Origin of the sequence: Paracoccus alkenifer, from assembly GCF_900108405.1 — a bacterium.
GTDB lineage: Bacteria > Pseudomonadota > Alphaproteobacteria > Rhodobacterales > Rhodobacteraceae > Paracoccus > Paracoccus alkenifer.
In genome coordinates, this window is record NZ_FNXG01000002.1 from 537,089 (window position 1) to 549,310 (window position 12,222).

General features: G+C 66.2%; 13 protein-coding genes. 12 read left to right on the plus strand and 1 reads right to left on the minus strand.

Translation table 11 applies throughout. The features are described 5' to 3' along the window. Positions 1 to 48: 48 nt before the first annotated feature. On the plus strand, positions 49 to 1,050 hold the full coding sequence (moaA, locus tag BLW83_RS06760; RefSeq protein ID WP_090846880.1) for a GTP 3',8-cyclase MoaA: 1,002 nt from the start codon (positions 49 to 51) through the stop codon (positions 1,048 to 1,050). A gap of 134 nt (positions 1,051 to 1,184) precedes the next feature. Beyond that, positions 1,185 to 4,106 carry an excinuclease ABC subunit UvrA gene (uvrA, locus tag BLW83_RS06765; protein WP_090846882.1) on the plus strand — a complete coding sequence of 974 codons (2,922 nt, stop codon included), beginning with the start codon at positions 1,185 to 1,187 and terminating at the stop codon, positions 4,104 to 4,106. A 28-nt stretch (positions 4,107 to 4,134) separates the two neighbouring features. Here the strand turns inward: uvrA and BLW83_RS06770 are convergent, their stop codons facing one another. Next, positions 4,135 to 5,121: a Kelch repeat-containing protein gene (locus tag BLW83_RS06770; protein ID WP_177172506.1), complete on the minus strand. Its 987-nt coding sequence runs from the start codon at positions 5,119 to 5,121 to the stop codon at positions 4,135 to 4,137. A gap of 254 nt (positions 5,122 to 5,375) precedes the next feature. On the opposite strand from BLW83_RS06770, the gene BLW83_RS06775 reads away from it, so the two are divergent. From BLW83_RS06775 to BLW83_RS06820, 10 genes are all read left to right on the plus strand, one after another. Beyond that, positions 5,376 to 5,741 carry an NADH-quinone oxidoreductase subunit A gene (locus tag BLW83_RS06775; RefSeq protein ID WP_090846886.1) on the plus strand — a complete coding sequence of 122 codons (366 nt, stop codon included), beginning with the start codon at positions 5,376 to 5,378 and terminating at the stop codon, positions 5,739 to 5,741. Next, a complete protein-coding gene (locus tag BLW83_RS06780; RefSeq protein ID WP_177172507.1) occupies positions 5,732 to 6,265 on the plus strand; it encodes a NuoB/complex I 20 kDa subunit family protein in 534 nt (177 codons plus the stop codon). The genes BLW83_RS06775 and BLW83_RS06780 overlap by 10 nt, the downstream gene beginning before the upstream one ends. Before the next feature lie 3 nt (positions 6,266 to 6,268). Further along, a complete protein-coding gene (locus BLW83_RS06785; RefSeq protein WP_090846888.1) occupies positions 6,269 to 6,916 on the plus strand; it encodes an NADH-quinone oxidoreductase subunit C in 648 nt (215 codons plus the stop codon). Beyond that, complete coding sequence (locus BLW83_RS06790; RefSeq protein WP_090846890.1) at positions 6,916 to 8,154, plus strand: NADH-quinone oxidoreductase subunit D; 1,239 nt, start codon at positions 6,916 to 6,918, stop codon at positions 8,152 to 8,154. The genes BLW83_RS06785 and BLW83_RS06790 overlap by 1 nt, the downstream gene beginning before the upstream one ends. A gap of 64 nt (positions 8,155 to 8,218) precedes the next feature. Further along, positions 8,219 to 9,088, plus strand: a complete 870-nt coding sequence (gene nuoE / locus BLW83_RS06795; protein ID WP_090846892.1) for an NADH-quinone oxidoreductase subunit NuoE — start codon at positions 8,219 to 8,221, stop codon at positions 9,086 to 9,088. A 30-nt stretch (positions 9,089 to 9,118) separates the two neighbouring features. Beyond that, the gene (locus tag BLW83_RS06800) at positions 9,119 to 9,571 is read left to right on the plus strand and encodes a hypothetical protein (protein WP_090846894.1); all 453 of its coding nucleotides are present in this window, start codon (positions 9,119 to 9,121) and stop codon (positions 9,569 to 9,571) included. After that, positions 9,568 to 9,804 (plus strand): DUF5337 domain-containing protein, encoded by a 237-nt coding sequence (locus tag BLW83_RS06805; protein ID WP_090846897.1) that lies wholly within the window; start codon positions 9,568 to 9,570, stop codon positions 9,802 to 9,804. The genes BLW83_RS06800 and BLW83_RS06805 overlap by 4 nt, the downstream gene beginning before the upstream one ends. A gap of 12 nt (positions 9,805 to 9,816) precedes the next feature. After that, positions 9,817 to 11,112, plus strand: coding sequence for an NADH-quinone oxidoreductase subunit NuoF (gene nuoF / locus BLW83_RS06810; RefSeq protein WP_090846899.1), 1,296 nt, complete (start codon positions 9,817 to 9,819; stop codon positions 11,110 to 11,112). A 97-nt stretch (positions 11,113 to 11,209) separates the two neighbouring features. Next, the gene (locus BLW83_RS06815; RefSeq protein WP_090846901.1) at positions 11,210 to 11,671 is read left to right on the plus strand and encodes a TM2 domain-containing protein; all 462 of its coding nucleotides are present in this window, start codon (positions 11,210 to 11,212) and stop codon (positions 11,669 to 11,671) included. Between the two features lie 122 nt (positions 11,672 to 11,793). Further along, complete coding sequence (locus BLW83_RS06820; RefSeq protein WP_245728662.1) at positions 11,794 to 12,219, plus strand: DUF5333 domain-containing protein; 426 nt, start codon at positions 11,794 to 11,796, stop codon at positions 12,217 to 12,219. Positions 12,220 to 12,222 lie beyond the last annotated feature (3 nt).

Below are 12,222 nucleotides of genomic sequence, written 5' to 3' on the forward strand. Positions count from 1 at the left end.
CGTCCGCCGGGCCTTGAGCCGCCCCGCCGCGCCGCCTATGTTGCGCTCATGTCCTGCGCCCCGCTGATCGACCCCTTTGCCCGCCCCATCACCTATCTGCGGGTCTCGGTCACCGACCGCTGCGATTTCCGCTGCACCTATTGCATGGTCGAACATATGCAGTTCCTGCCCAAGGCCGAGCTGCTGACGCTCGAGGAACTGGAACGGCTTTCGGGCGCCTTTGTCGATCTGGGGGTGCGCAAGCTGCGCATCACCGGGGGCGAGCCGCTGGTGCGGCGCAATATCATGTCCTTCTTTCAAGCCATGTCGCGCCGGCTGGGCGAGGGGCTGGACGAGTTGACCCTGACCACCAACGGCAGCCAGTTGTCGCGCTTTGCCGACGAGCTGGCCGATTGCGGGGTGCGGCGGGTAAATGTCTCGCTCGACACGCTTGACCCCGACAGGTTTGCCGCCGTCACCCGCTGGGGGCGGCTGCCGCAGGTGCTGGGCGGGATCGCTGCCGCCAAGGCCGCCGGGATGCGGGTCAAGATCAACACCGTGGCGCTGAAGGGCTTTAACGAGGACGAGCTGTTCCCCCTGTTGGACTGGTGCGCGGGCGAGGGCCACGACCTGACCTTCATCGAGGTCATGCCGATGGGCGAGATGGGCGAGGAAGACCGGCTGGACCAGTACTGGCCGCTCAGCGACCTGCGCGCGCGGCTGGCCGAACGCTTTACCCTGACGCCGCTGGCGGAACGCAGCGGCGGCCCGGCCCGCTATGTGCGGATCGAGGAAACCGGGCAGAAGATCGGCTTCATCACCCCCTTGACGCATAATTTCTGCGAAAGCTGCAATCGGGTGCGCGTCACCTGCACGGGCGAGCTCTACATGTGCCTGGGCCAGGAGGACCGCGCCGACCTGCGCGCGCCCTTGCGCGCCAGCCCCCAGGACGACCTGCTGCGCGAGGCGATCCGCGCCGCCATCGCCCGCAAGCCCAAGGGCCACGACTTTGACTATTCGCGCGGCGTCTCGGGCAAGGTCTCGCGCCACATGAGCCATACCGGCGGCTGAGCCTTCGCCTTGCTCCTCTGGCGACAGGTATCCCCCTCCGGCCGCGCAATCGTTCGCCAAACGTTCCATTCCCGCTTGCCGATTTCCCGCCACAAGCCTATCTGATGCACCTGCCCCCCCGAAAAGGCCCCCGCATGGAACAGAAGTTCATCGAGGTGCGCGGCGCGCGCGAACACAACCTCAAGAATGTCGATATGGACATCCCCCGCGACCGGCTGGTGGTGATCACCGGGCTGTCGGGGTCGGGGAAATCCAGCCTCGCATTCGACACCATCTATGCCGAGGGGCAGCGGCGCTATGTCGAAAGCCTGTCGGCCTATGCGCGGCAGTTCCTCGACATGATGGGCAAGCCGGATGTGGACCACATCACCGGCCTGTCGCCGGCGATCTCGATCGAGCAGAAGACCACCAGCAAGAACCCGCGCTCGACCGTCGGCACGGTCACGGAAATCTACGACTATCTGCGGCTGCTGTTTGCCCGCGCGGGGACGCCCTATTCGCCAGCCACCGGCCTGCCAATCGAGGCGCAGCAGGTGCAGGACATGGTGGACCGGATCATGGCTCTGCCCGAGGGCACCCGCGCCTATCTGCTGGCCCCGATGGTGCGCGACCGCAAGGGCGCCTATGAAAAGGAACTGCTGGAGCTGCGCAAAAAGGGCTTCCAGCGGGTCAAGATCGACGGCGCGTTCCATGAACTCGACACGCCGCCCGTGCTGGACAAGAAATTCCGCCACGACATCGACGTGGTGGTGGACCGCATCGTCGTGCGCGAGGGGCTGGAAACAAGGCTGGCCGATTCCCTGCGCACCGCGCTGGACCTTGCCGCCGGCATCGCGGTGCTGGAAACCGCACCGGCCGAGGGCGAATCCGAACGCATCACCTTCAGCGAAAACTTCGCCTGCCCGGTGTCCGGCTTCACCATCCCGGAAATCGAGCCGCGGCTGTTTTCCTTCAATGCGCCGCTGGGGGCCTGTCCGGCCTGCGACGGGCTGGGGGCGGAACTGGTGTTCGACGAAAGGCTGATCGTGCCCGATGGCGGCCTGTCGCTGGCGCAGGGCGCCATCGCGCCATGGGCGAAAACGAAATCCGCCTATCTGACCCAGACCATCAACGCGCTGGCGAAACACTACGGCTTCGACCGCAAGACCCCGTGGCGCGACCTGCCCGACGAGATCCGGCAGCTGTTCATGCACGGCTCGGGCGCCGAGGAGATCCGCTTCCGCTTTGACGACGCCGGCCGGGTGTATGAGGTCAGCCGCACCTTCGAGGGGGTGATCCCCAACATGGAACGCCGCTACCGCGAGACCGATTCGGCCTGGTCGCGCGAAGAGATGGAGCGTTACCAGAACTCGCGCCCCTGCCATGTCTGCAACGGCTGGCGGCTCAAGCCCGAGGCGCTGGCGGTCAAGATCGGCGGAACCCATATCGGCCAGGTCACCGACCTGTCGATCCGCGAGGCGCTGGCCTGGGTCGAGGACGCCCCGAACCATTTGTCGAAGCAGAAGAACGAGATCGCCCGCGCCATTCTCAAGGAAATCCGCGAACGGCTGGGGTTCCTGGTCAATGTCGGGCTGGACTACCTGACGCTGTCCCGCGCCGCCGGCACGTTGTCGGGCGGGGAAAGCCAACGTATCCGGCTGGCCAGCCAGATCGGCTCGGGCCTGACCGGGGTGCTTTACGTGCTGGACGAGCCGTCAATCGGGCTGCACCAGCGCGACAACGACCGGCTGCTGGGCGCGCTGAAGGGGCTGCGCGATCAGGGCAACTCGGTGATCGTGGTCGAACACGACGAGGATGCGATCCGCCACGCCGATTACGTTTTCGACATGGGGCCGGGGGCCGGGGTCCACGGCGGGCAGGTGGTGGCCAAGGGCACGCCGGCCGAGATCGAGGCCAACCCCGACAGCCTGACCGGGCAGTATCTGTCCGGCGCCCGCGAAATCCCGGTGCCCTCCGACCGCCGCAAAGGTAACGGCAAGGCAGTGGTCGTCGAGGGCGCCACCGGCAACAACCTGCGCGACGTGACCGTCGATTTCCCGCTGGGGCGGTTTGTCTGCGTGACCGGCGTCTCGGGCGGCGGCAAGTCCACGCTGACCATCGAGACGCTGTTCAAGACCGCATCCATGCGGCTGAACGGCGCCCGCCAGACCCCCGCGCCCGCGCGCGCGGTCAAGGGGCTGGAACATCTGGACAAGGTGATCGACATCGACCAGCGGCCCATCGGGCGCACTCCGCGCTCGAACCCGGCCACCTATACCGGCGCCTATACCCATATCCGCGACTGGTTCGCCCGGCTGCCGGAATCCAGGGCCCGCGGCTATGGCCCCGGCCGCTTCAGCTTCAACGTCAAGGGCGGGCGCTGCGAGGCGTGTCAGGGCGACGGCGTCATCAAGATCGAGATGCATTTCCTGCCCGACGTTTACGTCACCTGCGAGACCTGCAAGGGCAAGCGCTACAACCGCGAGACGCTCGAGGTCGAGTTCAAGGGCCGCTCGATCGCCGATGTGCTGGACATGACCATCGAGGACGCGCAGGAATTTTTCCGCGCGGTGCCCTCGATCCGCTCGAAAATGGATGCGCTGGTTGAGGTCGGGCTGGGCTATGTCAAGGTCGGCCAGCAGGCCACCACCCTGTCGGGGGGCGAGGCGCAGCGGGTGAAACTGGCCAAGGAGCTGTCGCGCGCCTCGACCGGGCGCACGCTTTATATCCTGGACGAGCCGACCACCGGGCTGCATTTCGACGACACCCGCAAGCTGCTTGAGGTGCTGCACCGGCTGGTGGAACAGGGCAACACCGTGGTGGTGATCGAACACAACCTTGACGTGATCAAGACCGCCGACTGGATCATCGACATCGGCCCCGAGGGCGGCGACGGCGGCGGGCTGATCGTGGCCACCGGCACGCCCGAGGATATCGCCGCGGTGCCGGACAGCCACACCGGCCGCTATCTGGCGCCGATGCTGGACGTGGCCGCACGGCGGCGCGGGGCAGCGGCCGGCGCCGATACGCCCGCGCCGCGCCGCAAGCCTGCCCGCAAGGCCGCAGGGGTCGCCTGAGCGCCGTCCCGCCGACGGGCAGGCGCGTTCAGGTGATCTTTTCCTTGCTGATGATGGCCGTTGGCAGGAAAGTCCGTTCCGAGTCGCAGCAGGGCTTGCATTGCCCGCCAATCATCATGATGCGGCCGTCCGCGGTCACGGCAGAGGCATGATACATCCTTGGACAATGACACGATGGCAGGGTTTTCCAGCTGTTCGTCGCAGGGGTGTAGGCTTCGACCGTGTCGAGGGTGAAGCCGCATTTTCCCATGCCGCCCATCGCGATGATGCGGCCGTCCGCCGCGGCGGCAAGCGTCGCGTTGCTGCGCGCGGTGGGCATCGGGGCCAGAACCTTCCAGCTTTTGGTCTTGGGATCGTAAGCCTCGACCACGTCCGAACGAGTCCCCGGATCCACCACGCCCCCGACGGCATAGATGCGCCCGTCCGCACCCTCGATCGCGGCCAGGTCCACGCGCGCTGTCGGCATCGGCGCGATCACTCGCGGAAAGCTGGCGCTGGAGCCGATGATCTCGATCTGCGACACATCGGCCGATCTGACGTAGCTTCCGTCCGAACTGAACCCGCCCAGCATATATATCTTGCCGTCGCGGGTTCCGGCCGCGGCGCCAAGCATGTGCAGCGGCGCAAACCCGTGGTTGATCCATTTCCCGGTTGAGGGCACATAGGTTTCGATCACCGTGCTGTTGACCCATTCATACGGCTTGCGTTCCAGCCCGCCGATGACGTGGATCCGGCCGTCGGGCGCGGTGATGGCATGGCAGAACTTTCGCGGAGTGGGCATCTGCGTGACCACCGACCAGCTGTCGGCGTCATGGTCATAGGCCAGCACATCCTTGTGGGGCAGGGTGAATTCGTGCCCCTCCATGACCTCGTTCAGGTATTCGCCGCCAAACACATACACCCGCCCGCCGGACGTCGCCGCCGCGCATTGATTGCGGGGCGCGGGCATGAGCGCGCAAGCGGTCCAGTCCAGCTTGCGCCGGAACTGGTCGATTGCCCATGGTTTGTGAACCATTCCCGTTCGGCGAATCCTGCTTGCCATGGGGTGCAACTTTGCCATGTGCGTGTCCTCCTGTCCTGTTGCGGATATCGGAACCGATCCGCGCAGGAGAAGTGCGGCATTTTGCGCCGCCACCGCAGCGGCAGAAAGCCGATCCCGGCGCGCTGCGGCGGCGCGTCCGGTTGACCGCGGCGGGGGGCAGGGATAAACGACGAGGACAAGACAAGCCACCGCGGCCCACCGGCTGCGCGCGTCAGGGAGCCCGTCTCGTGGACTATCTTCTGTCCGAATATCTGCCCGTCCTCGTGTTCATCGGCATGGCGGCGGCACTGGCGATCATCCTGGTTCTTGCCGCTGCCGTGCTGGCGGTGCGCAACCCGGACCCGGAAAAGGTCAGCGCCTATGAATGCGGCTTCAACGCGTTTGACGATGCGCGGATGAAATTCGACGTGCGGTTCTATCTCGTGTCGATCCTGTTCATCATCTTCGACCTGGAAATCGCGTTCCTGTTCCCATGGGCGCTGAACCTGTCGTCGCTCAGCGATGTGGCGTTCTGGTCGATGATGGTGTTTCTGGCCGTCCTGACCATCGGATTTGCCTATGAATGGCGGAAAGGGGCGCTGGAATGGGCGTGATGACCGGGGCCAATACCGCGGGCGCCGACCGTGAGGTCGCAACGGCGCAGCTGAACCGCGAGTTGCAGGACAAGGGCTTTCTGCTGACCACGACCGAAGACATCATCAACTGGGCGCGCAACGGCTCGCTGCACTGGATGACCTTTGGCCTGGCCTGCTGTGCGGTCGAGATGATCCACGCCGCGATGCCGCGCTATGACATGGAACGTTTCGGGACGGCGCCGCGGGCCTCGCCCCGGCAGTCGGACCTGATGATCGTCGCGGGCACGCTGACCAACAAGATGGCGCCGGCGCTGCGCAAGGTCTATGACCAGATGCCCGAGCCGCGCTATGTGATTTCCATGGGCAGCTGCGCGAATGGCGGCGGCTATTACCATTATTCCTATTCCGTCGTGCGCGGCTGCGACCGGATCGTGCCCGTGGACATCTATGTCCCCGGCTGCCCGCCCACGGCCGAGGCGCTGCTGTATGGCATCCTGCAATTGCAGCGGAAGATCCGCCGCACCGGAACCTTGGTGAGGTAAGCGATGGCCGTCTATCCCGACCCTCAGGCGCTGGCCGAACTGGGCGAAATGATCGCCGCCCGCCACCCCAACGAGGTGCTGAAATCCCGGGTCGCGTTCGGCGACCTGACGCTGACCGTCCATGCGCAGTCCATCGTGGCGCTGGTGCAGGCGCTGCGCGACGACCCGGCCTGCCGGTTTTCGACCCTGGTCGACATCACCGCGGTCGATTACCCGGACCGCCCGGCGCGTTTCGACGTGGTCTGGCATTTCCTGTCCATGTACAGCAACCAGCGCATCCGGCTGAAAGCGGCGGTGCGCGAGGATGAGCTGGTGCCCTCGATCACCGGGCTGATGCCCTGCGCCAACTGGTTCGAGCGCGAGGTCTTCGACATGTTCGGGATCCTGTTCTCGGGGCACCCGGACCTGCGCCGGATCCTGTCGGACTATGGGTTCCGCGGCCATCCGCTGCGCAAGGATTTCCCGACCTCGGGCTATCTTGAGGTTCGCTGGGACGACGCTGAAAAGCGCGTGGTCTACGAGCCGGTCAACCTGGTGCAGGAATACCGGCAGTTCGATTTCCTCTCGCCGTGGGAGGGGGCGAAATACGTGCTGCCCGGCGACGAGAAGGCCCCCGCCACCACCGGCGTCACCGCAGAGGGCAAGAAGTGATGGACGGCGACATTCGCAACAACCAGTATGACGACGGCAGCGTGGACGTGCTGACCGACGAACAGCGCATCCGCAACTTCAACATCAACTTTGGCCCGCAACACCCCGCGGCGCATGGTGTTTTGCGGATGGTGCTCGAACTTGACGGCGAGATCGTCGAGCGCGCCGACCCCCATATCGGGCTTTTGCACCGCGGCACCGAAAAGCTGATGGAAAGCCGCACCTATCTTCAGAACCTGCCCTATCTGGACCGGCTCGACTATGTGGCGCCGATGAACCAGGAACATGCCTGGTGCCTGGCGATCGAACGGCTGACCGGCACCGAGGTGCCCCGCCGCGGCCAGCTGATCCGGGTGCTTTACAGCGAAATCGGGCGGGTGCTGAACCATCTGCTGAACCTCACGTCGCAGGCGATGGACGTGGGCGCGCTGACCCCGCCGCTGTGGGGCTATGAAGAGCGCGAAAAGCTGATGATCTTTTACGAGCGCGCCTGCGGGGCGCGGCTGCACGCCAATTATTTCCGTCCCGGCGGCGTGCATCAGGATCTGCCGCCGCAGCTGATCCGGGACATCGACGACTGGGCCGTGGCTTTCCCCAAGGTGGTCGACGACCTGCATGTGCTGCTGACCGAAAACCGCATCTTCAAGCAGCGCAACGTCGATATCGGGATCGTCAAGGAACAGGATATCCTCGACTGGGGCTATTCCGGGGTGATGGCGCGCGGTTCGGGTCTCGCGTGGGATCTGCGGCGCAGCCAGCCCTATGAATGCTATGACGAGTTCGAATTCCAGGTGCCCGTCGGCACCAACGGCGACTGCTACGACCGCTATCTGGTCCGCATGGAAGAGATGATCCAGTCCACCTCGATCATCCGACAGGCCTGCGCCAAGCTGCTGGCGGAACCTGCCGGCGACGTGCTGGCGCATGGCAAGCTGGCCCCGCCGAAACGCGCCGAGATGAAGCGCGACATGGAGGCGCTGATCCACCACTTCAAGCTGTATACCGAGGGGTTCAAGGTTCCCGCCGGCGAGGTTTATGCCGCCGTCGAGGCCCCCAAGGGTGAATTCGGCGTGTATATGGTCGCGGACGGCACCAACCGCCCTTACCGCGCCAAGCTGCGGGCGCCGGGCTATCTGCACCTGCAATCCATGGACTGGATGTCGCGCGGGCACATGCTGGCCGATGTCGCGGCGCTGCTGGGTTCGATCGACATCGTGTTCGGAGAGATCGACCGGTGAGCATGTCCCCCCTCGGCCCGTCCCCGGCGCCAGCCGCCGCCCCCCGCACCGGAGAATTCGCCTGATGCTGCGTCGTCTGTCCCCCGTCCAGCCCGAATCATTCGAGTTCACCCCCGCGAATCTTGAATGGGCGCGGGCACAACTGACCAAATATCCGCAGGACCGCCGGCAGTCCGGGGTGATCTCGCTGCTGTGGCGCGCGCAGGAACAAGAGGGTTGGCTGTCGCGGCCGGCCATCGAATATGTCGCCGATTTTCTGGGGATGCCCTATATCAGGGTGCTGGAGGTTGCTACATTCTACTTTATGTATCAGCTGCAACCAGTTGGTAAGATTGCACATATCCAGATTTGCGGCACCACCACCTGCATGATCTGCGGTGCCGAGGAACTGATCGCGCTCTGCCGTGAAAAGATCGCGCCGACCCCCCATACGGTGTCGGCCGACGGCAATTTTTCCTGGGAAGAGGTCGAGTGTCCGGGCGCCTGCTCGAACGCGCCGATGGCGCAAATCGGCAAGGATTACTACGAGGATCTGACCGCCGAAAAACTCTCGGCGCTGATCGACGCCATGGCTGCGGGGCAGGTGCCGGTGCCGGGGCCGCAGAACGGCCGGTTCTCGTCGGAACCGCTGGGCGGGCCGGTGGCGCTGACCGCGACCGAACGGGCGGAACAGGCGAATGCCTCGGTCGCGCGCGCGGCGCAGCTTGGCGACACGCTCAGGCGCATCGACGGGACCGAGGTTCCGATCCTGACCCCCTGGGTTCGCCCCGAGACCGCCGAGGGCGATTCGGGGGCTGAGCCAAAGCCCAGCCTGCACCGCCCTGCCGACAAGACCGGCGTGACCGTGCAAGAGGCGGCGGCGACCTCTCCGGGGATGCCCGTTTCCAAGATCGAACCGGCCGGCCAGCCGGCTGACGCGAAAGATACCGACTGAGCCTCGACAGCTTCCAAAAGGACACCCCTCATGACCCATTGCGCACGGAACTGCTGGATCTTCGCCGCGGTGATGGGGCTGGTCGTGCTGCTGTTTTCGCTGGGCGGCGTCGGGTTCATGGGCGGGCTGTTTCTTGGGTTCGTGACGGCGTGGCTGCTGGGCGGGCTGGGGGTGTTCCTGCTGTGTCAGGGGGCCGAGGCCGACGAGCCGTGGGAATTCGTCGAAAGCGCCCGCGACCCTGACGAGCCGACGCATGGCGCGATTCGCAGCGACGGCGGGCCGGTGGCGCGCGCAGCGATCGCCCGGCCGCAGCGCCCTGCCGGAATGGCGGGCGCACCGGCCGCGGCTTCGGTCGGCGGACCGGGGCAGGCGGTGACGTTCGAGGCGGGCGCGCTTGCAGCCCGCGAGGATTCGGCGCATTCCGCCGCAGCGGACGGGGTCCGGGCAAGCGGGGACGGGGCAAGCGGGGGCGGGGCAAGATGACGCGCCGTCCGGCCCCGGCTGCCGGCGACAGCGCCCAGATGCGGCTGGTGGCGCTGGTGATCGCGGGGGCGATGCTGGCCTGGCTGGCCGCGAATTGGGCGGGGCGGCGTTACGGCTGGCCCGCGGAATATGCCTTTCTCGCCGATCTTGCGGCGATCGGGGCGCTGGTCTGGTCGCTGATGGTGACCTGGCGGATCTGGCGGCGGCGCGCTGATGCGTCGCACGAACGATAGGACGACGACGCGATGCTGAGCGATCAGGACCGGATTTTCACGAATCTCTACGGCATGGGGGACCGCAGCCTGCGCGGCGCCCGCGCCCGCGGCCACTGGGACGGCACCGCCGGGATCATCGCCCGCGGCCGCGATGCCATCATCGACGAGATGAAGAAATCCGGCCTGCGGGGCCGGGGCGGCGCGGGCTTTCCCACCGGGATGAAATGGTCCTTCATGCCCAAGGAAAGCGACGGGCGCCCGTCCTATCTGGTCATCAACGGCGACGAATCGGAACCCGCGACCTGCAAGGACCGCGAGATCATGCGCCACGATCCGCACACGCTGATCGAGGGCGCGCTGATCGCCGGCTTCGCCATGGGCGCGCACACCGCCTATATCTATATCCGCGGCGAGTTCGTCCGCGAACGCGAGGCGCTGCAATCGGCCATCGACGAATGCTATGACGCGGGGCTGCTGGGGCGGAACGCGGCCGGCTCGGGCTGGGATTTCGACCTGTTCGTGGCCCATGGCGCCGGCGCCTATATCTGCGGCGAGGAAACCGCGCTGCTGGAAAGCCTCGAAGGCAAAAAGGGGATGCCGCGGATGAAGCCGCCGTTCCCGGCCGGGGCGGGGCTTTACGGCTGCCCGACCACCGTGAACAACGTCGAATCCATCGCGGTGGTGCCGACGATCCTGCGCCGCGGGGCGGAATGGTTCGCGGGTTTCGGCCGCCCCAACAACGCCGGCGTCAAGCTGTTCGGCCTGACCGGCCACGTCAACACCCCCTGCGTGGTCGAGGAAGCGATGTCGATCCCGCTGCGCGAGCTGATCGAGCGTCACGGCGGCGGCATCCGCGGCGGGTGGAAGAACCTCAAGGCGATCATCCCCGGCGGGGCAAGCTGCCCGGTGATCCCTGCGCATCTGTGCGAAGACGCGATCATGGATTTCGACGGGATGCGCGAGCTGAAATCCAGCTTTGGCACCGCCTGCATGATCGTGATGGATCAGCAGACCGACATCATCAAGGCGATCTGGCGGCTGTCGGCGTTCTTCAAACATGAAAGCTGCGGCCAGTGCACGCCTTGCCGCGAAGGCACCGGCTGGATGATGCGGGTGATGGAACGGCTGGTGCGCGGCGATGCCGAGGTCGAGGAAATCGACATGCTGCTGGACGTGACCAAGCAGGTCGAGGGGCACACGATCTGCGCGCTGGGTGACGCCTCGGCCTGGCCGATCCAGGGGCTGATCCGCCATTTCCGCGAGGAAATCGAGGACCGGATCAAGGCCAAGCGCACCGGCCGCATGGGCGCCATGGCCGCCGAGTGACCGCGTCGTCCGCATATCCCGCCGCTGCGGCGGCTGCGGCCGGCGCCGCTTGCGTCCCCGCCGGGGCGCCGGTCGGCGCGTGGTCGGGGGTTGCGTGATGAAGGGGCAGATCCTGCATATCGACCCCCGCACGGGTGAGGGTCTGATTACCGGATCGGACGGCCGACGCTATGCGTTCGACGCCGACGACCTGTTGGGCAGCGGCCAGATCGCGCGGCCCGGCGTGGCGGTGGACTTCGAGCCGCGGGGCGAGCGTGCGGCCGAGATCTATCCCGACCCCGGCGGCCCGCTGCTGGCCCGCCGGTCGGGCAACCGCAGCCGGGTGGTCGCCGGGCTGCTGGCGGTGTTTTTCGGCTATCTGGGCGTCCACAAGTTCTATCTGGGCTACAACCGCGCCGGGCTGATCATGCTGGCCGGCTCGATGCTGGGCTGGATCATGCTGTTCATCCCCAGCATCCTGGTCTGGATCGTCGCCATGGCCGAGGCGGTGATCTATCTGACCCGCAGCGACGAACAGTTCCACGACACCTACGAGCTTGGCGAAAGAGAGTGGTTCTGATGCGCGCCCTTTCCCCTTGTCGCGGCCCCCGGCGCGCTGCTCACGGCGCATTGACCCATTCGTGCGGACGGATCCCGGCGCGGCGGACCTATGTTGCAGCCATGTGCAACAAGGAAACCGCCATGTTCAGGAAACTTTCCGCCCCGCTGAAATCCCTTGCCGCCGCCGCGCTGACCATGGGCGCGCTCGGCGGCCCCGCGCTTGCGCTCGAACCGCTGTCGCAGGAACGCTATATCAACGACCGGCTGATCGCGGCGCGAATCGCCGACCGCATCCGGCGCGAATGTCCGACGATCAGCGGGCGACTGATCTATGCCTATAGCCAGGCGCGCGCGCTGGAACGCTATGCGCTGAACAAGGGCTATTCGCGCGCCCAGGTCGACGCCTTTCTGGACAGCAAGCAAGACCGCAAGCGCATCTATGCCGTGGCCGACGACTACATGGCCCGCAACGGCGTCACCAAGGACGACCCGCAAAGCTATTGCCGGCTGGGGATGCAGGAAATCGCCAACCGGACGGTGACCGGCTCGCTGCTGGTGGCGAAATGAAGC

Coding starts and splice junctions, on each gene's coding strand:
- BLW83_RS06790 (WP_090846890.1), top strand. CDS start 6,916: ATGGACGGCGACATTCGCAACAACCAGTATGACGACGGCAGCGTGGAC.
- nuoE (WP_090846892.1), top strand. CDS start 8,219: ATGCTGCGTCGTCTGTCCCCCGTCCAGCCCGAATCATTCGAGTTCACC.
- BLW83_RS06815 (WP_090846901.1), top strand. CDS start 11,210: ATGAAGGGGCAGATCCTGCATATCGACCCCCGCACGGGTGAGGGTCTG.
- BLW83_RS06780 (WP_177172507.1), top strand. CDS start 5,732: ATGGGCGTGATGACCGGGGCCAATACCGCGGGCGCCGACCGTGAGGTC.
- BLW83_RS06785 (WP_090846888.1), top strand. CDS start 6,269: ATGGCCGTCTATCCCGACCCTCAGGCGCTGGCCGAACTGGGCGAAATG.
- BLW83_RS06800 (WP_090846894.1), top strand. CDS start 9,119: ATGACCCATTGCGCACGGAACTGCTGGATCTTCGCCGCGGTGATGGGG.
- BLW83_RS06805 (WP_090846897.1), top strand. CDS start 9,568: ATGACGCGCCGTCCGGCCCCGGCTGCCGGCGACAGCGCCCAGATGCGG.
- nuoF (WP_090846899.1), top strand. CDS start 9,817: ATGCTGAGCGATCAGGACCGGATTTTCACGAATCTCTACGGCATGGGG.
- BLW83_RS06820 (WP_245728662.1), top strand. CDS start 11,794: ATGTTCAGGAAACTTTCCGCCCCGCTGAAATCCCTTGCCGCCGCCGCG.
- moaA (WP_090846880.1), top strand. CDS start 49: ATGTCCTGCGCCCCGCTGATCGACCCCTTTGCCCGCCCCATCACCTAT.
- uvrA (WP_090846882.1), top strand. CDS start 1,185: ATGGAACAGAAGTTCATCGAGGTGCGCGGCGCGCGCGAACACAACCTC.
- BLW83_RS06770 (WP_177172506.1), bottom strand. CDS start 5,121: ATGGTTCACAAACCATGGGCAATCGACCAGTTCCGGCGCAAGCTGGAC.